This is a genomic window from Serratia sp. D1N4 (assembly GCF_054552755.1).
Genome location: NZ_CM137274.1, coordinates 4,888,248 through 4,909,453 on the forward strand (window position 1 = coordinate 4,888,248; position 21,206 = coordinate 4,909,453).

16 protein-coding genes and 1 riboswitch are annotated in these 21,206 nt (G+C 54.1%); of the genes, 7 read left to right on the forward strand and 9 right to left on the reverse strand.

The features are described 5' to 3' along the window. Positions 1-3: 3 nt before the first annotated feature. Both hemE and nudC read right to left on the reverse strand, forming a co-directional pair. On the reverse strand, positions 4-1,068 hold the full coding sequence (gene hemE / locus ACX1CU_RS21890; protein ID WP_459400311.1) for a uroporphyrinogen decarboxylase: 1,065 nt from the start codon (positions 1,066-1,068) through the stop codon (positions 4-6). Between the two features lie 42 nt (positions 1,069-1,110). Continuing rightward, positions 1,111-1,878, reverse strand: coding sequence for an NAD(+) diphosphatase (gene nudC, locus ACX1CU_RS21895; protein WP_459400312.1), 768 nt, complete (start codon positions 1,876-1,878; stop codon positions 1,111-1,113). Between the two features lie 100 nt (positions 1,879-1,978). On the opposite strand from nudC, the gene rsd reads away from it, so the two are divergent. The 7 genes from rsd to thiH all read left to right on the forward strand — a co-directional run bounded on the left by rsd (position 1,979) and on the right by thiH (position 8,288). After that, complete coding sequence (gene rsd / locus ACX1CU_RS21900) at positions 1,979-2,494, forward strand: sigma D regulator (RefSeq protein WP_459400313.1); 516 nt, start codon at positions 1,979-1,981, stop codon at positions 2,492-2,494. 116 nt (positions 2,495-2,610) lie between these two features. Continuing rightward, a riboswitch (TPP riboswitch) is annotated at positions 2,611-2,734 on the forward strand. 114 nt (positions 2,735-2,848) lie between these two features. Next, a complete protein-coding gene (thiC, locus tag ACX1CU_RS21905) occupies positions 2,849-4,792 on the forward strand; it encodes a phosphomethylpyrimidine synthase ThiC (RefSeq protein ID WP_459400314.1) in 1,944 nt (647 codons plus the stop codon). Next, entirely contained in the window at positions 4,785-5,423 is a 639-nt protein-coding gene (thiE, locus tag ACX1CU_RS21910; RefSeq protein ID WP_459400315.1) for a thiamine phosphate synthase, read from the forward strand. The genes thiC and thiE overlap by 8 nt, the downstream gene beginning before the upstream one ends. A 4-nt stretch (positions 5,424-5,427) precedes the next feature. After that, positions 5,428-6,177: a HesA/MoeB/ThiF family protein gene (locus ACX1CU_RS21915; RefSeq protein ID WP_459400316.1), complete on the forward strand. Its 750-nt coding sequence runs from the start codon at positions 5,428-5,430 to the stop codon at positions 6,175-6,177. Continuing rightward, the gene (gene thiS / locus ACX1CU_RS21920) at positions 6,174-6,374 is read left to right on the forward strand and encodes a sulfur carrier protein ThiS (protein WP_459400317.1); all 201 of its coding nucleotides are present in this window, start codon (positions 6,174-6,176) and stop codon (positions 6,372-6,374) included. Before ACX1CU_RS21915 ends, thiS begins: the two co-directional genes overlap by 4 nt. Before the next feature lies 1 nt (position 6,375). Beyond that, positions 6,376-7,155 carry a thiazole synthase gene (locus ACX1CU_RS21925; RefSeq protein ID WP_459400318.1) on the forward strand — a complete coding sequence of 260 codons (780 nt, stop codon included), beginning with the start codon at positions 6,376-6,378 and terminating at the stop codon, positions 7,153-7,155. Then, entirely contained in the window at positions 7,155-8,288 is a 1,134-nt protein-coding gene (gene thiH, locus ACX1CU_RS21930; protein WP_459400319.1) for a 2-iminoacetate synthase ThiH, read from the forward strand. The genes ACX1CU_RS21925 and thiH overlap by 1 nt, the downstream gene beginning before the upstream one ends. A gap of 212 nt (positions 8,289-8,500) precedes the next feature. Here the strand turns inward: thiH and shiA are convergent, their stop codons facing one another. The 7 genes from shiA to rplK all read right to left on the reverse strand — a co-directional run bounded on the left by shiA (position 8,501) and on the right by rplK (position 21,053). Then, on the reverse strand, positions 8,501-9,856 hold the full coding sequence (gene shiA / locus ACX1CU_RS21935; protein ID WP_459400320.1) for a shikimate transporter: 1,356 nt from the start codon (positions 9,854-9,856) through the stop codon (positions 8,501-8,503). Positions 9,857-9,963: 107 nt separating this feature from the next. Then, on the reverse strand, positions 9,964-14,190 hold the full coding sequence (gene rpoC, locus ACX1CU_RS21940; RefSeq protein ID WP_459400321.1) for a DNA-directed RNA polymerase subunit beta': 4,227 nt from the start codon (positions 14,188-14,190) through the stop codon (positions 9,964-9,966). 118 nt (positions 14,191-14,308) lie between these two features. Further along, positions 14,309-18,337 carry a DNA-directed RNA polymerase subunit beta gene (gene rpoB, locus ACX1CU_RS21945; RefSeq protein ID WP_459400322.1) on the reverse strand — a complete coding sequence of 1,343 codons (4,029 nt, stop codon included), beginning with the start codon at positions 18,335-18,337 and terminating at the stop codon, positions 14,309-14,311. Between the two features lie 328 nt (positions 18,338-18,665). After that, entirely contained in the window at positions 18,666-19,031 is a 366-nt protein-coding gene (gene rplL, locus ACX1CU_RS21950; protein ID WP_459400323.1) for a 50S ribosomal protein L7/L12, read from the reverse strand. A gap of 63 nt (positions 19,032-19,094) precedes the next feature. Continuing rightward, positions 19,095-19,592, reverse strand: a complete 498-nt coding sequence (gene rplJ, locus ACX1CU_RS21955) for a 50S ribosomal protein L10 (RefSeq protein ID WP_459400324.1) — start codon at positions 19,590-19,592, stop codon at positions 19,095-19,097. A 324-nt stretch (positions 19,593-19,916) separates the two neighbouring features. After that, positions 19,917-20,621 (reverse strand): 50S ribosomal protein L1, encoded by a 705-nt coding sequence (rplA, locus tag ACX1CU_RS21960; RefSeq protein WP_459400325.1) that lies wholly within the window; start codon positions 20,619-20,621, stop codon positions 19,917-19,919. 3 nt (positions 20,622-20,624) lie between these two features. After that, positions 20,625-21,053: a 50S ribosomal protein L11 gene (gene rplK / locus ACX1CU_RS21965; RefSeq protein ID WP_459400326.1), complete on the reverse strand. Its 429-nt coding sequence runs from the start codon at positions 21,051-21,053 to the stop codon at positions 20,625-20,627. Positions 21,054-21,206: the final 153 nt, after the last annotated feature.

Consider the following 21,206-nt stretch of genomic DNA (forward strand, 5'->3'; position numbering starts at 1 on the left):
GGCTCAGCGATGGTATTTAGCCGAAAGCGCGTGCACGGCTTCGACAAAGGCACCCGCATTCTCTGGCGGCACATCCTGATGGATGCCATGACCCAGGTTAAAGACGTGCCCTTCGCCGTGACCAAAGCCAGCCAAGATGGTTTCCACTTCCTGCGCGATACGTTCCGGCGCGGCATACAGCATGGAAGGATCCATATTGCCCTGTAGCGCAACCTGGTGACCCACACGGCGGCGTGCATCGGCGATATCCGTGGTCCAATCCAGACCCAGCGCATCACAACCGGTCGCGGCCATCGCTTCCAACCACTGACCGCCGCCTTTGGTGAACAAAGTCACCGGCACCCGGCGGCCGTCGTTTTCACGCAGCAGACCATCAACGATTTTATGCATGTAATGCAGCGAAAACTCAAGGTAGTCGCGGCCGGTCAGCACGCCGCCCCAGGTATCAAACACCATCACCGATTGCGCACCGGCTTTGATCTGGGCATTGAGATACAGAATGACGCTGTCTGCCAGTTTATCCAGCAACAGATGCAGCGTTTGTGGCTCGGCGTACATCATCTTCTTCAGCTTGGTAAACGCCTTGCTGCTCCCCCCTTCCACCATGTAGGTCGCCAGCGTCCACGGGCTGCCGGAGAAACCGATCAGCGGCACTGCACCTTTCAGCTCACGACGGATAGTACGCACCGCATTCATCACGTAACCCAGTTCATCTTCTGGATCAAACGCAGGCAGCTTGTCTACATCGGCACGGCAGGTAATGGGGGATGAAAAGCGTGGCCCTTCACCGGCTTCGAAATAGAGCCCCAGGCCCATGGCGTCGGGAATGGTGAGAATGTCGGAGAACAAAATGGCGGCATCCAGCGCATAGCGGCGCAGCGGCTGTAACGTCACTTCGCAGGCCAATTCTGCATTTTTGCACAGCGACATAAAATCACCGGCCTGGGCACGCGTGGCCTTGTACTCCGGCAAATAACGACCGGCCTGACGCATCATCCACACAGGAGTCACATCCACCGGCTGGCGCAGCAAAGCACGCAGGTAACGATCGTTCTTCAACTCATTCATTTATCAGGCTCCCGTGATCATCTGGCGCCATTGTACATGATTCTATTCTGCCCGACACAGCGCCACGGTATCCTCGATCAACCGGCGCGCCACGGTGCCCGGTGGTGGTAACAACGGCAATTGGTCGTGGCGATACCAGCCTGCGTTGAGCAACTCTTTCGGATCGTGGCGCAGTTCACCGCTCTGATAATCCGCCATAAAGGCCATCATCAGCGAATGTGGAAACGGCCAGGGTTGAGATGTCACATAACGCAGGTTGGTGATGGCGATATTGCTTTCTTCCATCACCTCACGTGCTACCGCCTGCTCCAGCGTTTCCCCCACCTCCACAAACCCGGCCAACACGGTATGGATCCCACCACGGTGGCGCACGTGCTGTGCCAGCAGGATCTCATCATTACGGCGGATGGCGACGATCACGCAAGGCGCAATTTGCGGGTAATAGCGTTCACGGCAGTGATTGCACAGGCAGGCGCTCTCGGTGCGGCTGAGCACCATTTCATGGCCGCAATAGCCACAAAACTTATGTGAACGGTAAAAGTTGGCCAACTGCACACCACGCCCGGCAAGTTGGAACAGACCGCGTTCACGATCGAGCAATTGCCGCACCGAACCCATCTCTTTTGGCATCGGCTGGCATACCAGCCATACCGGTACCCCTTCCCATTCACCAATCTGGCGAGCATGCAGGCCCGACAATGAATATGACGCCGCTGAACCCAACGGCAACTCACCATTTGGCAGCCAAATTTTGCTTTCATGGCTGACGATCCACCAGCCATTTTCGTTACCCGTTAATGCAAGTTCCATATGTTGTTGCACAACCTCTGCTTCACTGGCAATCTAGGAATTGTTCTTGGTTAGATTTTAATAAATTACTGTTTTCTTTCTATTACTCACGGAGTCAAACATGCTCAATAAGTTGGAAAACCTGACTCAACGCGTTGGTGGCAGTAATGAATTAGTTGATCAATGGCTACAGGCACGCAAGCAATTACTGGTCGCCTATTGCACCTTGGTAGGCATCAAACCGAACAAAGAAAAGCATACGCCGCTGAATGAAAAAGCGCTGGAGAACTTTTGCCAGAATCTGGTGGATTATCTCTCTGATGGACATTTTCACATCTATGGCGAAATTATCAAGCGGGTGGAAGGCTCAGCCAGCCCCAAAATGGCGCTGACCACCAAGTTCTACCCGAAGCTACAGGCCAATACCGAAACGATCATGGCGTTCCACGATCGCTATACCGAAGTGGATATCGATCAGGACGTCTGTCTGGAATTTCATCAGGCACTGTCAGATATCGGCGAAGCCTTGGCGTCACGCTTTGCCCTGGAGGATCACCTGATTCAACTGGCTGCAGAAACCTTACAGCAAGCTCAGCCAGGAGCTTCCAACGCCGATTCGCTGGAAAACCGCGCCTAAACCCATCAATAAACTTTAGCCCACGGACGGGCTGAGTCACCTCGCACAACCAACCACGCTGCAACATGAAAGATCGAAGGTAACCTTGTAGTTTTTACTCACTCTCCTATACTGGACGCTTCTTGTCGGAGTGCCTAGCGCTGATCTGTTTAACAAATTAGCCAGGCTGAGACCGTTAATTCGGGATCCGCGGAACCTGATCGGGTTAAGACCCGCGAAGGGAACAAGAGTAATCTACCGCCAAAAACAGCTTACCCGATCCAGGGTCTCGCTGCTTTCTTGGCCAGCATCATTACTCCCTCCGAGCTCCAGACAAGCAATTTTCCAAACATCACCCACTGATAGGAATTTGCTATGTCTACGATGAACAAGCCCCGTGCCCGCAAACAGCAGCGCGACGAAGCGCAGCAGTTTATCGATGCCTTACAAGGCGTGACTTTCCCCAACTCTCACCGTATCTATCTGCAAGGCTCACGCGGCGACATCCGTGTTCCGATGCGTGAGATCCAGCTTAGCCCTACGCTGATCGGCGGCAATAAAGATAACCCGCAGTATGAACAGAATGAGGCGATCCCGGTGTATGACACCGCAGGCCCCTATGGCGATCCGCACGCCACGTTGGATGTCCATCGTGGCCTGGAAAAACTGCGGGCAGGCTGGATTGAAGAGCGTGCCGATACTGCAACATTGAGCGGGGTCAGCTCCGGCTTTACCCAACAACGGCTGGCGGACGAAGGGCTGGATCATCTGCGTTTCGAACACTTACCGTTACCACGCAAGGCCTTACCCGGCAAATGTGTCACCCAGTTGCACTATGCTCGCGCTGGTATCGTTACGCCAGAGATGGAGTTTATCGCCATCCGCGAAAATATGGGCCGTGAACGCATTCGTGGCGAGGTGTTACGCCAGCAGCACCCTGGTCAGCACTGGGGCGCCAATCTGCCGGAAAACATCACGCCGGAATTTGTGCGCCAGGAGGTGGCCGCTGGCCGCGCCATCATCCCTGCCAACATCAACCACCCGGAATCCGAGCCGATGATCATTGGCCGTAATTTCCTGGTGAAGGTGAATGCCAATATCGGTAATTCGGCGGTCACTTCGTCGATCGAAGAAGAAGTAGAAAAGCTGGTGTGGTCTACCCGTTGGGGCGCGGATACCGTGATGGATCTCTCCACCGGCCGCTACATCCACGAAACCCGTGAATGGATCCTGCGTAACAGCCCGGTGCCGATTGGCACCGTGCCGATCTACCAAGCCTTGGAAAAAGTGAACGGCGTGGCGGAAAATCTGACCTGGGAAATGTTCCGCGATACCCTGCTGGAGCAGGCAGAACAGGGCGTGGACTACTTCACCATCCACGCGGGCGTACTGCTGCGCTATGTGCCAATGACCGCCAAACGCCTGACCGGCATCGTGTCACGCGGGGGTTCGATCATGGCGAAATGGTGCCTGTCGCACCATCAGGAAAACTTCCTCTATCAGCACTTCCGTGAAATCTGCGAAATCTGCGCCGCCTACGACGTTGCCTTGTCGCTCGGCGATGGCCTGCGCCCAGGCTCAATTCAGGATGCCAACGACGAAGCCCAGTTTGCCGAACTGCACACGCTGGGTGAACTGACCAAAGTCGCCTGGGAATATGATGTGCAGGTGATGATCGAAGGTCCAGGCCACGTGCCGATGCAGATGATCCGCCGCAACATGACCGAAGAGTTGGAGCATTGCCACGAAGCGCCGTTCTATACCCTTGGCCCATTGACCACCGATATTGCTCCAGGCTACGACCACTTCACCTCGGGGATCGGTGCCGCCATGATCGGCTGGTTCGGCTGCGCAATGCTGTGCTACGTCACGCCAAAAGAGCACCTCGGCCTGCCAAACAAGGAAGACGTGAAGCAAGGGCTGATCACCTACAAGATCGCGGCCCACGCTGCGGATCTGGCGAAGGGCCATCCGGGTGCGCAAATCCGTGATAACGCCATGTCCAAGGCGCGTTTCGAATTCCGCTGGGAAGATCAGTTCAACCTGGCGCTTGATCCAGACACTGCCCGCGCTTACCACGACGAAACCCTACCGCAGGAATCCGGCAAGATCGCCCACTTCTGTTCCATGTGCGGGCCGAAATTCTGCTCAATGAAAATCTCGCAGGAGGTACGCGATTACGCCGCAGTTCTTGAGGCCGCTAAACCGGTCGAAGTTCAGCTTTCCGGTATGGAGAAAATGTCTGCCGAGTTCCGCTCACGCGGCAGCGAGCTGTACCACAGCGCATCTAACCTACAGGAAGAGGTGAATAATGACTGAAATCACCACGCCCTTTCCTGCCACCCCGCACAAACTGGGGCTTTACCCGGTGGTCGACAGCGTTGAATGGATTGCCCGCCTGCTGGATGCAGGCGTAACCACCATTCAGTTGCGCATCAAAGACCTGCCGGACGAACAGGTTGAAACCGACGTTGCCGCCGCCATTGCGCTTGGCAAGCAATACCGTGCACGGCTGTTTATCAACGACTACTGGCGCTTGGCGATCAAACACGGTGCCTATGGTGTTCACTTGGGGCAGGAGGATCTGGATACCACCGATCTGGCCGCCATTCATCGGGCCGGATTGCGCCTGGGGGTATCAACCCATGACGACGCCGAGATCGCCCGGGCCATCGCGGTCAAACCTTCCTACATTGCGCTGGGGCATATCTTCCCCACCCAAACCAAAGAGATGCCTTCCGCACCGCAGGGGCTGGCTGAGTTGAAGCGTCATATCGCCGGATTACAAGATTACCCGACGGTGGCGATCGGCGGGATCAGCCTCGATCGCGTACCCGCCGTACTCGAGTGCGGCGTGGGCAGCGTGGCGGTGGTCAGCGCCATCACTCAGGCAGCGGATTGGCGTATAGCCACCGCACAGCTGCTGAAGCTGATTGAAGGCAAGGAGTAATGCGATGCTCAACGATCAGGAATTTCTGCGTTACAGCCGCCAACTGCTGCTGGAAGAGTTCGGCCCGGAAGGCCAGGAAAAGCTAAAGCAATCCACGGTGCTGATCGTCGGCCTAGGGGGTTTAGGTTCCCCGGCAGCACTGTATCTGGCCGCCGCAGGCGTCGGCAAGCTGCTGTTGGCCGATGACGATCAATTGCATATCACTAACCTACAGCGGCAAATCCTTTATCGCAGTAACGAAGTTCCCCAAGGCAAAGCGCGGTTAGCCCAACGTCAATTGCAGGCGCTGAACCCGCTGGTAGCCTGTATCGCGCTGGAACAGCGTTTACAAGGGTCAATACTCAGCGAAGCCGTGGCTCGTGCCGATTTGGTGCTGGATTGCAGTGACAATATGGCGACGCGCCACGCGGTTAATGCCGCCTGTGTAGCCATCGGCAAGCCCTTGATCAGCGGCAGCGCGGTAGGTTTCAGCGGCCAGTTGCTGGTGATCGAACCGCCGTATGCCCAAGGCTGCTACGCCTGCCTCTACCCTGAACAAACCGAACCACAGCGTAACTGCCGAACGGCGGGCGTGCTCGGCCCAGTGGTAGGGGTGATCGGCACGCTCCAGGCGTTGGAGGCGATCAAAATGCTGGCAGGAATGGCTTCGCCCCTCAGCGGCAAGCTGCGTTTGTTCGACGGCAAGCAGCAGAGCTGGAGCACCTTGCAACTCAGCCAAGCCAGCAATTGCCCAGTTTGCCGAGGTGCCGCATGAAAATCACGCTGAATGACCAGCCGTTGGAGTTGGCGCAAGCCTTAAGCGTCACCGCCCTGCTCGAACAACTGGACCGCCACCAGCCAGGCACCGCGCTGGCCATTAACCAGACCATCATCCCACGCGCCGACTGGGCAAGCCGCCAGGTACAGGACGGTGATGATATCCTGCTGTTTCAAGCGATTGCCGGAGGCTGATATGCTGCAAATCGCCGATACCACTTTTACTTCACGCCTGTTTACCGGCACTGGCAAATTCGCCACCCCGGCCTTAATGCTGGCAGCTTTGCAAGCATCCGGTTCCCAACTCGTTACCATGGCAATGAAACGCGTCGATCTACGCGGCGGTAACGATGCCATTCTGGCACCGCTGCAACAGTTGGGTGTGAAGCTGCTACCGAATACCTCCGGCGCTAAAACCGCCGCCGAAGCGGTGTTTGCCGCCAGATTGGCACGCGAAGCGCTCGGTACTCATTGGGTAAAACTGGAAATCCACCCGGATGTGAAATACCTGCTGCCAGATCCGATCGAAACCTTGAAAGCCGCAGAGATTCTGGTCAAAGAGGGCTTCGTCGTGTTGCCTTACTGCGGTGCCGACCCGGTACTGTGCAAGCGGCTGGAAGAAGCCGGCTGTGCGGCGGTCATGCCGCTCGGAGCGCCGATTGGTTCTAATCGTGGCCTGCTCACCCGTGATTTCCTCGAAATCATCATCGAACAAGCCAAGGTGCCGGTGGTGGTTGATGCCGGTATCGGTGCGCCAAGCCATGCGCTGGAAGCCATGGAATTAGGTGCCGATGCGGTGCTGGTCAATACCGCCATCGCCGTGGCACGCGATCCGGTGCAAATGGCACAGGCATTCCGGCTGGCGCTGGAAGCCGGTGAGTTGGCACGCCGCGCCGGTTTGGGCCATCGCCAGCGGATTGCCGTTGCCTCCAGCCCGCTGACCGCGTTTCTCAGCCAATCAGAGGAGATACGCTGATGAGTGATGATTTCAGTAGCCGCTGGCAACAGCTGGATTGGGATGATATTCAACTGCGTATCAACAGCAAAACAGCGCGCGATGTTGAACAGGCACTCAATGCACAGAAGCTGACGCGCGATGACTTTATGGCGCTAATCTCCCCTGCCGCCGCGCCATATCTGGAACCGCTGGCGCAGCGTGCACAACAACTGACGCGCCAGCGTTTTGGTAACGTGGTCAGCTTTTACGTGCCGTTATATCTCTCCAACCTGTGCGCCAACGACTGTACTTACTGCGGTTTCTCTATGAGCAACCGCATCAAACGCAAAACGCTGGATAGTGATGAGATAGAACGGGAATGCGCAGCGATCAAGGCTCTGGGGTTTGAGCACCTGCTGCTGGTGACCGGTGAGCACCAGAATAAAGTGGGTATGGCTTACTTCCGCCAGCATCTGCCGCAAATCCGCAGCCATTTCAGCTCGTTGATGATGGAGGTTCAGCCACTGGCCGAGGATGAGTACGCCGAATTGAAAAACCTGGGGCTGGACGGGGTGATGGTTTATCAGGAAACCTATCATGCTGCCACTTACCAACGGCATCATCTGCGCGGGCATAAGCAGGATTTCCACTGGCGGCTGGCAACGCCGGATCGCTTGGGCCGTGCCGGGATCGACAAGATCGGCCTTGGCGCGTTAATCGGGCTTTCCAGCAGTTGGCGCACCGATTGTTACATGCTGGCGGAACACCTGTTCTACTTGCAGCAAACCTACTGGCAGAGCCGTTACTCAATCTCGTTCCCCCGTTTGCGGCCCTGCGCCGGAGGTATTGAACCGGCCTCGGTGATGAGTGAACCACAACTGGTGCAGCTTATCTGTGCATTCCGCTTGTTTGCCCCTGACGTTGAGCTGTCATTATCGACCCGTGAGTCACCGTTCTTCCGCGATCATATGATCCCGTTGGCAATCAACAGCGTCAGCGCCGGTTCGAAAACCCAGCCGGGCGGTTATGCCGACAATACACCTGCGGAACTGGAGCAGTTTGAACCGCACGATGGCCGGACACCGCAGCAGGTCGCCCTTGCTATTAGCGCCGCGGGATTGCAGCCGGTGTGGAAAGATTGGGATGATTATCTGGGGCGTGCTGCGCAATAACCTGCAACGGTTACATAGGCGATCCAATAGCGCTGAAAGCCATACGCAAAACTAAAAAGCCGGGCTGGAACAGAAAATTGGCACCGTTATAGTGACTGCGTTGGTTATCAAACCCGAGGCCAACCAAGGCTGTCTACCCCTCTTGATAGCCTTGCCCTACCAAACCCCGGAGCGCGCGGATGTCCCCCGCGCGTCTCCGGTTTCTGATTTGATCAATCCGTGGCCTGAGGCTTCATACTTGCCCCAACGATGGCCGATAGCAGACAACCTATTGCCAGATAGGCTGCAACCGCATGCCAAGAACCATCCATAAACTCCACCAGCAATACGGCGATAAAAGGCGTGAAACCACCACCGACGACGCTGGCGACCTGATAGCCAACGCCAGCACCGCTGTAACGGTAGGCGGTGCCAAACAATTCGGTAAACATCGGCTGCTGTACGCTGACGAGCATATCGTGCGCCACATTCCCGAGCATGATGGCAAACAAGATAATCATTAGGGTATTACGGCTTTCCAGCGCCATAAAAAACGGTACTGCGCTGGCACAGCCAATGAGTGCCCCTGTGACATAGATGCGGCGTCGGCCAAAGCGATCGGCTAAATAGGCAAAGCTGGGAATAGAGACACAGCTCACCGCCCCAACCAGCAAGCCAATGTTGAGAAACATGTCACGCGCCAGGCCAAGGTGGGTGGTGGAGTAATTGAGCGCAAACGCCGTCACGATGTACATCGTGAGCAATTCACCCAATCGCAAGGCGATGATCAATAAGAATGCTTTAGGGTTCTGACGCAATGCCTCTAAAATCGGGAACTTGCGTATTTTGTCGGCTCTGTCCTGCAACGTTTTGTTTGCTTCAAACTCCAGCGACTCATCCATGCCGTTACGCACCCACCAGGCAATCGCGACCAGCACTAGGCTGAATAAAAACGGCAAACGCCAGCCCCAGCTTACGAACTGATCATTGGTGGTAAATTGGTTCACAATGGAAACTGAGCCGGTCGCCAATAACAACCCGACGCCGAAGCCAATTTGTACGCCGCTGCTGTAAAAAGCTTTTTTCTTTTTAGGTGCACTTTCAACCGCCAACAGCGCAGCACCGCCCCATTCACCACCAACGGCAAACCCTTGAACAGCACGCAGCACTACCAGCATGACCGGTGCCCACCAGCCAACCGAGGCAAAAGAGGGCAACAGGCCAATCAGTGCGGTGGCGATCCCCATCATCCAGACGGTAATCATCAGCATGCGTTTGCGGCCTAGCTTGTCACCAAAGTGGCCAAACACGATCCCACCCAACGGGCGGAACAGGAAACCGACGCCAAAGGTACCAAAAGCGGCCAGCGTTCCCATCGTTGGGCTAACCTGAGGGAAAAATTCGGTGTTAAATACCAGAGCGGCAACTATTCCGTACAGTAAGAAATCGTACCAGTCGACCACCGCGCCAACAAAACTGCCCCACGCTGCGCGGCGCGCGCGGCTTTGAGAATGGCTGTTTAACTGGATTTGTGGGGCAACCACGCCGTTCACAGAGGTATTGTTACTAACTGATGTTGAGGTATCCATGCCTATTCCGTTGTTTTAACTTTACAGGCACTGTACAACAAAAAGCCCCGGCTGTGATAGCCGGGGCTTTAGAACGTGCAGTCAATCAAACATCAGGTCAAGGCGACTTACTCGTCGTTGTTGCCGCCCAGGTTACCTGCGTTCAACAACTCGGCCAAGTTAGCCGTCGCTTCTGCCGCGCTGACTACAGGAACCACTGGTACTTCGCCCTGTGCTTTACGACGCATACGATCCTGGTGATAAGCGTAACCGGTACCGGCTGGGATCAGACGGCCCACGATCACGTTCTCTTTCAGACCACGCAGCTCATCACGCTTACCGGCAACTGCCGCTTCGGTGAGAACACGCGTCGTTTCCTGGAACGATGCAGCAGAGATGAAGGACTCGGTCGCCAAGGAAGCCTTGGTGATACCCAGCAGATCGCGCGAGAAGGTTGCTTCGATCTTGCCTTCAGCAGCAAGCTTACGGTTAGCAATCTTGACGCGTGAAACTTCAGCCTGTTCGCCTTCCAGGAACTCGGTGCCACCCGCGCTGACGATGGTGCCTTTACGCAGCATCTGACGAACGATAACTTCGATGTGTTTATCGTTAATCTTAACGCCTTGCAGACGGTAAACTTCCTGCACTTCGTTGGTGATGTAGCGGGTAACCGCATGCACACCACGCAGACGCAGAATGTCATGTGGAGATTCTGGGCCGTCAGAAACAACGTCACCACGTTCCACAATTTCACCTTCAAACACGTTGAGCTGACGCCATTTCGGAATCATCTCTTCGTAAGCATCGCTGCCGTCCAGTGGCGAGATCACCAGGCGACGTTTGCCTTTGGTCTCTTTACCGAACGAGATAATCCCGCTGATTTCAGCCAGGATTGCCGGCTCTTTCGGACGACGTGCTTCGAACAGATCCGCAACGCGTGGCAGACCACCGGTGATGTCCTTGGTACCGCCGGACTCCTGAGGAATACGCGCCAGGGTATCACCCGCACCGATCTGAATGCCGTCTTCCAGCTGCACAATCGCTTTACCTGGCAGGAAGTATTGAGCAGGCATATCAGTACCTGGGATCAATACGTCGTCGCCTTTGGCGTCAACGATTTTCAGTGCCGGACGCAGGTCTTTACCACTACCGGTACGTTCTGCGCTGTCCAGTACCACCAGAGAAGACAAACCGGTCAGTTCGTCGGTCTGGCGGGTAATGGTCTGGCCGTCAACCATATCGGCGAAGCGAATGAAACCGCCCACCTCGGTAACAACCGGCATGGTGTGCGGATCCCAGTTAGCCACGGTTTCGCCGCCGTTAACTTCTGCACCATCACCTTTGCCCATTACGGAACCGTAAGGCACTTTGTAGCTTTCTTTGGTACGGCCGAATTCGTCGATCAGCTTCAGTTCGGTGTTACGAGAGGTGATCACCAGCTTGCCTGCGGCGTTCATAACGAACTTCACATTGCTCAGCTTCAGCGTACCCTTGTTCTTCACCTGAATGCTAGATTCAGCAGCCGCACGCGAAGCCGCACCACCGATGTGGAACGTACGCATCGTCAGCTGTGTACCAGGTTCACCGATAGACTGCGCCGCGATAACGCCGATGGCTTCGCCTTTGTTGATGATGTGACCACGTGCCAGGTCGCGACCATAGCAGTTAGCACACACACCAAAGTCGGTTTCACAACTTACTACGGAACGAACCTTAACGCTGTCGACAGAGTTCTCTTCCAACAGGTCACAGGTCTTCTCGTTCAGCAGGGTGTTACGTGGCACCAGGATGTCTGCCGTACCCGGCTTGATGACATCTTCAGCGGTCACACGACCCAGAACGCGCTCACGCAGTGGCTCTTTAACATCGCCACCTTCGATAACCGGAGTCATCATGATGCCGTTGTGAGTACCACAGTCGTCTTCAGTCACCACCAGATCCTGCGCCACGTCAACCAGACGACGGGTCAGATAACCGGAGTTTGCTGTTTTCAGCGCGGTATCCGCCAAACCTTTACGCGCACCGTGGGTGGAGATGAAGTACTGGAGTACGTTCAAGCCTTCACGGAAGTTCGCGGTGATTGGCGTTTCGATGATTGAGCCGTCTGGCTTCGCCATCAGGCCACGCATACCGGCCAACTGACGAATCTGAGCAGCAGAACCACGAGCACCGGAGTCGGCCATCATAAAGATGCTGTTGAAGGAAACTTGTTGTTCCACCACGCCGTCACGGTTAACCACGTCTTCAACCGACAGGTTTTCCATCATCGCTTTAGCAACACGTTCGTTCGCCGCAGCCCAGATATCGATCACTTTGTTATAGCGTTCGCCAGCGGTTACCAGACCAGACTGGAACTGCTCCTGGATCTCGGCAACTTCGGTTTCCGCTTCTTCGATGATCTCCGCCTTCTTAGCCGGGATAACCATGTCATCGATACCTACGGAAGCACCTGAACGGGCAGCGTAAGCAAAACCGGTATACATGATCTGGTCAGCGAAGATAACGGTCGGCTTCAGGCCCAGGATGCGGTAACAGGTGTTCAGCATCTTGGAGATCGCTTTCTTGCCCAGAGGCTGGTTAACGATCGAGTACGGCAGACCCTGTGGTACGATCATCCAAAGGATGGCGCGGCCAACGGTAGTATCAACGATTGTGGTCTGGTGAATAGATTCACCTTCGGTATTCCTGATCTCTTCTGTAATACGCACTTTGACGCGTGCGTGCAGAGAGGCCAGACCGGCGCGATAAACGCGTTCAGCTTCTTTAGGACCCGTCAGAACCATGCCTTCGCCTTTGGCGTTAACACAGTCACGAGTCATATAGTACAGGCCCAATACAACGTCCTGAGAAGGAACGATGATTGGCTCGCCGTTCGCTGGTGACAGGATGTTGTTGGTAGACATCATCAGCGCACGCGCTTCCAACTGGGCTTCCAGCGTCAGCGGTACGTGCACAGCCATCTGGTCACCATCGAAGTCGGCGTTGTATGCCGCACAAACCAATGGGTGCAACTGGATCGCTTTACCTTCGATCAGAACCGGTTCAAACGCCTGGATACCCAAACGGTGCAGGGTTGGTGCACGGTTCAGCAGTACCGGGTGTTCGCGGATAACTTCATCCAGGATGTCCCAAACGACCGCTTCTTCGCGCTCAACCATTTTCTTGGCAGCTTTGATCGTTGTGGCCAGGCCACGCAGTTCCAGCTTGCCGTAGATGAACGGTTTGAACAGCTCCAGTGCCATTTTCTTTGGCAGACCGCACTGATGCAGACGCAGGTATGGACCTACGGTGATTACAGAACGACCAGAGTAGTCAACGCGTTTACCCAACAGGTTCTGACGGAAACGACCCTGCTTACCTTTGATCATATCGGCCAAAGATTTCAGAGGACGCTTGTTCGAACCGGTGATCGCACGACCGCGACGGCCGTTATCCAGCAGGGCATCTACCGCTTCTTGCAGCATACGCTTTTCGTTGCGCACGATGATGTCAGGCGCAGCCAGATCCAGCAGGCGTTTCAGACGGTTGTTACGGTTGATGACGCGGCGATACAGATCGTTAAGATCGGAAGTCGCGAAACGGCCACCATCCAGCGGAACCAACGGGCGCAGATCCGGCGGCAGTACCGGCAGCACGGTCAGGATCATCCACTCTGGCTTGTTACCAGATTGAACGAACGCTTCCAGCAGCTTGATACGCTTGGTCAGCTTCTTACGCTTGGTTTCGGAGTTGGTTTCGTTCAACTCTTCACGCAACTGCTCGCACTCGGCTTCCAGATCCATGTTTTTCAACAGTGCCTGAATAGCTTCCGCACCCATCTTGGCGTCGAATTCGTCACCAAACTCTTCCAGCGCATCCAGATACTGCTCTTCAGTCAGGATCTGACGACGCTCGAGGTTGGTCATACCGCCTTCAATCACCACATAGGATTCGAAGTACAGTACACGTTCGATGTCACGCAGTGGCATATCCAGCAGCAAACCGATGCGCGATGGCAGCGATTTCAGGAACCAGATGTGCGCAGTTGGGGAAGCCAGTTCGATGTGGCCCATACGCTCACGGCGCACTTTGGTCTGGGTCACTTCAACGCCGCACTTCTCACAGATCACACCGCGGTGTTTCAAGCGCTTGTACTTACCGCACAGGCACTCGTAATCTTTTACCGGCCCAAAGATACGGGCACAGAAAAGGCCGTCACGTTCTGGTTTGAACGTACGGTAGTTAATGGTTTCCGGCTTCTTCACTTCGCCGAACGACCACGAACGGATCATGTCTGGCGATGCCAGAGCAATCTTGATCGCATCAAACTCTTCGGTCTTAGTTTGCGCTTTCAGAAACTTCAATAAGTCTTTCACGGATTGGCTCCTGTCGGAGTTAAACCTGTTGGGCGCACGCTGACAAATCGCGCGCCCGTGTGACCTGAACAACCACCCTCTGGTTCCCTAAGGCCGGGAACCAGAGCCGGAATAGCGATTAGTCGCCTTCCAGTTCGATGTTGATCCCCAGCGAGCGGATTTCTTTCAACAGTACGTTGAAGGATTCCGGCATGCCAGGTTCCATACGGTGATCGCCATCCACGATGTTTTTGTACATCTTGGTACGGCCGTTGACGTCATCGGACTTAACGGTAAGCATTTCCTGCAAGGTGTAAGCTGCGCCGTAGGCTTCCAGCGCCCACACTTCCATCTCACCGAAGCGCTGACCACCGAATTGCGCCTTACCACCCAGCGGTTGCTGAGTAACCAAGCTGTAAGAACCGGTAGAACGGGCGTGCATTTTATCGTCGACCAAGTGGTTCAGTTTCAGCATGTACATATAGCCAACGGTTACCTGGCGCTCGAACTGCTCACCGGTACGGCCATCAAACAGCGTAATCTGACCCGAAGTCGGGATACCGCCCATTTCCAGCAATTGCTTGATTTCGGTCTCTTTCGCACCGTCGAAGACTGGCGTTGCAATTGGCATACCTTTTTTCAGGTTCTCTGCCAGACGCAGCACTTCGTCGTCGGTGAAGGTGTTCAGATCGACTTTCTGGCAAACGCCGTCGCCGAGATCGTAAGCTTTCTGGATGAATTCACGCAGTTTGGCCACTTCCTGATGCTGCTTGAGCATTTGGTTGATCTTCTCACCAATGCCTTTCGCAGCCATACCCAGGTGGGTTTCCAGGATCTGACCGATGTTCATACGTGATGGAACGCCCAGCGGGTTCAGTACGATGTCAACCGGCGTGCCGTCTATATCGTAAGGCATATCTTCGATCGGGTTGATCTTGGAGATAACACCCTTGTTACCGTGGCGGCCTGCCATCTTGTCACCCGGTTGGATCTGACGCTTAACGGCCAGATAAACCTTAACGATTTTCAGCACGCCTGGTGCCAGATCGTCGCCCTGGGTGATCTTACGACGCTTGGCATCCAGCTTCTTCTCGAAGTCGGATTTCAGTTCGTCATACTGCTCTGCCAACTGTTCCAGCTGGTTTTGCTTGTCTTCGTCGGTCAGGCCCAGTTCCAGCCAGCGATCGCGTGGCAGCTTGCTCAGCTTCTCAGCTTCAATGCCACCGGCAACCAGCACCGCATGGATACGCGCAAACAGGCCAGCTTCCAGGATCTGCAGTTCTTCAGTCAGGTCTTTTTTCGCCTGCTTCAGCTGCATCTCTTCGATTTCCAACGCACGCTTGTCTTTTTCCACACCATCGCGGGTGAAGACCTGCACGTCAATAATCGTACCGGAAACGCCGTTAGGCACACGCAGAGAAGAGTCTTTAACGTCAGACGCTTTCTCACCGAAGATCGCACGCAGCAGCTTCTCTTCTGGCGTCAGTTGGGTTTCACCTTTCGGCGTTACCTTACCGACCAGAATGTCGCCACCGGTCACTTCTGCACCGATATACACGATACCGGATTCATCCAGTTTGGAGAGCGCAGCTTCACCCACGTTCGGGATGTCGGCAGTGATCTCTTCAGGCCCCAGCTTGGTGTCACGGGACACACACGCCAATTCCTGAATGTGGATGGTGGTGAAGCGATCTTCCTGTACCACACGCTCGGAGACCAAAATGGAGTCTTCGAAGTTGTAGCCGTTCCAAGGCATGAACGCGACGCGCATGTTCTGGCCCAGCGCCAGTTCACCCAGGTCTGTAGACGGACCATCTGCCAGCACGTCGCCACGCTCGATTGGTTCGCCCAGATTCACACACGGCATCTGGTTGATACAGGTGTTCTGGTTAGAACGGGTGTACTTGGTCAGGTTATAAATATCGATACCTGCTTCGCCCGGGTACATCTCGTCTTCGTTAACTTTGATAACGATACGGGAAGCATCCACGTACTGGATCACACCACCACGCTTGGCTACGGCAGTAACACCGGAGTCAACCGCAACAGCACGTTCCATACCGGTACCAACCAGCGGCTTGTCAGCGCGCAGAGTTGGAACCGCCTGACGTTGCATGTTCGCACCCATCAATGCACGGTTGGCGTCATCGTGTTCCAGGAATGGAATCAGTGAAGCACCAACGGAAACAACCTGCTGGGTAGATACGTCCATATAGTCAACCTGATCGCGGCTGAACAGGCTTGATTCGCCTTTGCTACGACAGGTGACCAGGTCTTCTTCAAAGCGGCCTTCTTCGTCCAGGTTGGAGTTCGCCTGGGCGATAACGAAGTTGCCTTCTTCAATAGCAGACAGATAGTTGATTTCATCGGTCACCACGCCGTCACGCACGCGGCGGTACGGGGTTTCCAGGAAGCCATACTCGTTGGTCTGTGCGTACACGGACAAGGAGTTGATCAAACCGATGTTTGGACCTTCCGGCGTTTCGATTGGGCACACGCGACCATAGTGAGTCGGGTGTACGTCTCGAACTTCAAAGCCCGCACGTTCACGGGTCAAACCGCCTGGGCCCAGTGCAGAGATACGACGCTTGTGCGTGATCTCAGACAACGGGTTGTTCTGGTCCATAAACTGAGACAGCTGGCTTGAGCCAAAGAACTCTTTCACCGCCGCCGAAATCGGCTTGGCGTTGATCATGTCCTGAGGCATCAGGGTGTCAAGATCGCCCAGAGACAGACGTTCTTTAACCGCACGCTCAACACGCACCAGACCGACACGGAACTGGTTCTCGGCCATTTCGCCAACGGAACGGATACGACGGTTGCCCAAGTGGTCGATATCGTCCACTTCGCCTTTACCGTTACGGATATCGATGAGCTTCTTCATCACTTCAATGATGTCGTCTTTGCTCAGGATGCCCGAACCTTCGATCTCGTCACGCAGCAGAGAACGGTTGAACTTCATCCGGCCAACCGCAGACAGATCGTAGCGGTCTTCAGAGAAGAACAGGTTCTCGAACAGGCTTTCCGCCGCTTCACGCGTTGGTGGTTCACCAGGGCGCATCATACGGTAGATTTCTACCAGTGCGCTCAGACGATCGCTGGTTGGATCGACACGTACGGTCTCAGAGATGTACGCACCGTGATCCAGATCGTTGGTGAACAGCGTTTCGATACGCTTGTGACCAGACTGGCTCAGCTTGGCCAGCAGATCCAGAGACAGCTCCATGTTGGCTGCACAGATCAGCTCACCGGTATTGGTATCGATATAGTCCTTCGCGACCACTTTGCCCGCGATGTACTCAACCGGTACTTCAATACTCTGAATTTCGTCTTTTTCGAGCTGACGGATATGACGAGCAGTGATGCGACGGCCTTTCTCAATGTAGATCTTACCATTGGCTTCGATATCGAAGGTCGCCGTTTCACCACGCAGACGCTCTGGAACCAGTTCCATCTGCAGCTTGTTATCACGGATCTCGAAAACAATTTTCGCAAAGAACAGGTCAAGGATCTGTTCAGTGGTAAAGCTCAGGGCGCGCAGAATGATGGTCGCAGGCAGTTTGCGGCGACGGTCAATACGCACGAACAGGTTGTCTTTCGGGTCGAACTCGAAATCCAACCATGAACCACGGTAAGGGATGATACGTGCGTTATACAGCACTTTACCCGAGGAGTGGGTTTTACCCTTATCGCTGTCGAAGAACACACCCGGGCTACGGTGCAGCTGGGATACGATAACCCTCTCAGTACCGTTAATCACAAAGGTACCGTTTTCGGTCATGAGCGGAATTTCGCCCATATAGACTTCTTGTTCTTTGATGTCTTTGACCGTACCTTCTGGTGCTTCACGCTCGTAGATCACCAGGCGCAGTTTTACGCGCAGCGGTGCAGAGTACGTCACACCACGAATCTGGCACTCTTTGACGTCAAACACCGGCTCACCAAGACGGTAGCTAACGTATTGCAGCTCCGAATTGCCACTGTAGCTCTGGATAGGGAAAACAGAACGGAATGCGGCTTCTAAGCCGTGTTGCCCTTCTGGATCTTGCTCGATAAACTTCTGGAACGAGTCAAGCTGGATAGAAAGGAGATAAGGTATGTCCAAAACTTGTGGACGTTTACCAAAATCCTTACGAATACGTTTCTTCTCGGTATAGGAGTAAACCATAGGGTTCCTCAGCTCGCTGGAAAGTCGAACCATTTGTCTGCCCAGAATGTGGACAGTTCATGCAACACCATTTTGTCGATCGGAAAGCGGGAACACTTTCCGCAATACTCGTTTCTATCACGCTTAAATCATTTCATTGCCTTTGCGACAGATTCGGCTGAAGCAGAAAAAGCAGTATATTAAGTCGTCGATAGAAAGAAATATTGGGGTTAGCCAGTAGCCAAACAGTGTGAAACTCTACTGACGCCCTACAGCGCAAAAAGGCTGGTGACCCAAAAGTCACCAGCCATCAGTCTGTTAAGCCAGACTGCACTCTGAAAAGTTAAACTTATTTAACTTCAACAGAAGCACCAGCTTCTTCCAGAGATTTTTTCAGAGCTTCAGCGTCGTCTTTGCTGATGCCTTCTTTCATTACTGCTGGAGCTGATTCTACCAGGTCTTTAGCTTCTTTCAGGCCCAGACCGGTCGCGCCACGTACTGCTTTGATAACAGCAACTTTGTTGCCACCGATAGCAGACAGAACAACGTCGAACTCAGTTTTTTCTTCAACAGCTTCAGCAGGACCAGCAGCTACAGCTACAGCAGCAGCAGCAGAAACGCCGAATTTTTCTTCCATAGCAGAAATCAGTTCAACAACGTCCATTACGGACATAGCAGCAACCGCTTCCAGGATTTGGTCTTTAGTGATAGACATAACAATTGTTCCTAAAATTCAGAAATAGTTTAAATACGTTAGCAAAGGCTAAGAAAGAGCGGCTTATGCAGCTTCTTTCTGATCGCGCAGAGCAGCCAGAGTGCGAACCAATTTGCCAGCAGCGGCTTCTTTCATGGTTGCCATCAGGCGTGCGATTGCTTCATCGTAAGTAGGCAGCGTTGCCAAGCGGTCAATTTGTGCCGCAGGGATCAGCTCACCTTCAAAGGCCGCAGCTTTAACCTCGAATTTTGCATTCGCTTTCGCGAACTCTTTGAACAGACGAGCAGCAGCGCCCGGGTGTTCGTTAGAGAATGCAATCAAGGTTGGACCGACAAACGTGTCTTTCAGGCATTCGAACGGAGTGCCTTCAACTACGCGACGCATCAGGGTGTTACGAACAACACGCATGTAAACGCCAGCTTCACGACCTGCTCTACGCAGTTCAGTCATTTTATCTACAGTAACGCCACGGGAATCCGCAACAACCGCAGACAGCGCGCCTTTGGCCACTTCGTTGACTTCAGCAACAATCGCTTGTTTGTCTTGAAGATTCAATGCCATTAGCTTTTTGCTCCTGGATTAGCCGGGGATAATTCCCCGGAACTCACTTCACTCAATATTTTGTGTAAACACGCGATATTGAGCGGGTTAACACGGTGAGCAGAATCCAGCAAAGACTATTCTTTATAAAAAGAAAAAATTTCTTTAGGCTCTGTCACCGTCTACGCAGGAAGATTAAGCATCTTTCGACACACCTGCGGTCTTGGACGGAGGCCTGGATAGGCCAGGCTCCAACCGAAAAATCTGTTGTTTCACTGTAGCAACGCTATAGCAAAACCTTGGGGCATAGGATTCTAGGTGAATCTTTGCCCCAAGTCAAAGCGATTAGTTCGCTACAGCAGTCAAGCCGCTCTGATCGATAGCAACGCCAGCACCCATGGTGGTGGAGAGGCTAACTTTTTTGATGTACACGCCTTTCGCCTGAGATGGTTTCGCTTTTTTCAGCGCAACCAGCAGAGATTCCAGGTTTTCTTTCAGCTTGTCTGTGTCGAAATCAACCTTACCGATAGTGGTATGGATGATGCCGTTTTTATCGTTACGATAACGAACCTGACCTGCTTTAGCATTTTTGACTGCTTCAGCAACGTTCGGAGTAACGGTACCCACTTTCGGGTTTGGCATCAGGCCACGTGGACCCAGAACCTGGCCCAGTTGACCAACTACGCGCATTGCATCTGGGGAAGCAATAACAACGTCGAAGTTCATTTCGCCTTTCTTGATCTGGTCAGCCAGATCTTCCATACCTACCAGCTCTGCGCCAGCCGCTTTCGCAGCTTCAGCGTTAGGGCCTTGGGCAAATACGGCAACGCGAACGGAACGACCGGTGCCGTGTGGCAGAACGGTAGCACCACGTACGTTTTGGTCTGATTTACGAGCGTCGATGCCGAGGTTAACAGCAACGTCAACGCTTTCTACGAATTTAGCGGTGGCCAGCTCTTTCAGCAGAGCAACAGCTTCGGTGATGTCATACTGTTTAGTAGCATCAACTTTGTCACGGATCACGCGCATGCGCTTGGTCAGCTTAGCCATTTCTTAATCCTCCACTACCAGGCCCATGGAACGAGCAGTACCTTCGATGGAGCGAGTCATCGCTTCAACGTCAGAACCAGTCATGTCCGCAGCTTTGGTCTCTGCGATTTCACGTACCTGAGCACGAGTCACTTTACCGACTTTTTCTTTGTTCGGCTTACCGGAACCAGACTTAACACCAGCCGCTTTCTTCAGCAGAACTGCCGCTGGCGGGGTCTTGGTAACGAAAGTGAAGGAGCGATCAGAATAAACAGTAATAACAACAGGGATCGGCAGACCTTTTTCAACGCTGTCAGTCTTAGCATTGAACGCCTTACAGAATTCCATGATGTTAACACCTTGCTGACCCAGAGCTGGACCGACTGGCGGGCTCGGGTTAGCCATACCGGCTGCAACTTGCAGCTTGACGTAGGCTTGTACTTTCTTGGCCATTGAAATTTCCTCGTATGGGTAGTATCGCCTCTAAAGAGGCTCCCCGTGTTTTACCCCGCTCCGAGAGCGAAGCATCTAAAAACAAAAGGCGCGAAATTGTAGTTCAATTCCGCGCCTCTGACAAGCAACAAATCCGCTTGCATTGCTGATTAA

Coding starts and splice junctions, on each gene's coding strand:
- hemE (WP_459400311.1), bottom strand. CDS start 1,068: ATGAATGAGTTGAAGAACGATCGTTACCTGCGTGCTTTGCTGCGCCAG.
- nudC (WP_459400312.1), bottom strand. CDS start 1,878: ATGGAACTTGCATTAACGGGTAACGAAAATGGCTGGTGGATCGTCAGC.
- rsd (WP_459400313.1), top strand. CDS start 1,979: ATGCTCAATAAGTTGGAAAACCTGACTCAACGCGTTGGTGGCAGTAAT.
- thiC (WP_459400314.1), top strand. CDS start 2,849: ATGTCTACGATGAACAAGCCCCGTGCCCGCAAACAGCAGCGCGACGAA.
- thiE (WP_459400315.1), top strand. CDS start 4,785: ATGACTGAAATCACCACGCCCTTTCCTGCCACCCCGCACAAACTGGGG.
- ACX1CU_RS21915 (WP_459400316.1), top strand. CDS start 5,428: ATGCTCAACGATCAGGAATTTCTGCGTTACAGCCGCCAACTGCTGCTG.
- thiS (WP_459400317.1), top strand. CDS start 6,174: ATGAAAATCACGCTGAATGACCAGCCGTTGGAGTTGGCGCAAGCCTTA.
- ACX1CU_RS21925 (WP_459400318.1), top strand. CDS start 6,376: ATGCTGCAAATCGCCGATACCACTTTTACTTCACGCCTGTTTACCGGC.
- thiH (WP_459400319.1), top strand. CDS start 7,155: ATGAGTGATGATTTCAGTAGCCGCTGGCAACAGCTGGATTGGGATGAT.
- shiA (WP_459400320.1), bottom strand. CDS start 9,856: ATGGATACCTCAACATCAGTTAGTAACAATACCTCTGTGAACGGCGTG.
- rpoB (WP_459400322.1), bottom strand. CDS start 18,337: ATGGTTTACTCCTATACCGAGAAGAAACGTATTCGTAAGGATTTTGGT.
- rplL (WP_459400323.1), bottom strand. CDS start 19,031: ATGTCTATCACTAAAGACCAAATCCTGGAAGCGGTTGCTGCTATGTCC.
- rplJ (WP_459400324.1), bottom strand. CDS start 19,592: ATGGCATTGAATCTTCAAGACAAACAAGCGATTGTTGCTGAAGTCAAC.
- rplA (WP_459400325.1), bottom strand. CDS start 20,621: ATGGCTAAGCTGACCAAGCGCATGCGCGTGATCCGTGACAAAGTTGAT.
- rplK (WP_459400326.1), bottom strand. CDS start 21,053: ATGGCCAAGAAAGTACAAGCCTACGTCAAGCTGCAAGTTGCAGCCGGT.